The following is a 284-nucleotide window of genomic DNA, read 5'->3' on the forward strand; positions in this document are numbered from 1 at the left end:
AGTCACGTTGACGAAGCTTGCGCTTCATTCATTGTTTGTATCCGAAGATACGTTTTTTGCCTCATCGTTCAGTTTTCAAAGTTCGTCATAAAGATAATTTGGTGGAGCCTAGCGGGATCGAACCGCTGACCTCCTGCGTGCAAGGCAGGCGCTCTCCCAGCTGAGCTAAGGCCCCATTAAGGGATTAAATTGAATATGGTCGGGAAGACAGGATTCGAACCTGCGACCCCTTGGTCCCAAACCAAGTGCTCTACCAAGCTGAGCTACTTCCCGAAAAGTGCACC

Annotated in this window: 2 tRNA genes; both read right to left on the reverse strand. The window is 49.6% G+C overall.

What is annotated here, in order from left to right:
* Positions 1-99: 99 nt before the first annotated feature.
* A tRNA-Ala gene (locus tag KNQ13_RS15875) sits at positions 100-175 on the reverse strand.
* A gap of 21 nt (positions 176-196) precedes the next feature.
* Positions 197-273: transfer RNA gene (locus KNQ13_RS15880), tRNA-Pro, on the reverse strand.
* Between the last annotated feature and the right edge of the window lie 11 nt (positions 274-284).

The organism is Exiguobacterium sp. s128, from assembly GCF_018618815.1.
Taxonomy (GTDB): Bacteria; Bacillota; Bacilli; order Exiguobacteriales; family Exiguobacteriaceae; genus Exiguobacterium_A; species Exiguobacterium_A antarcticum.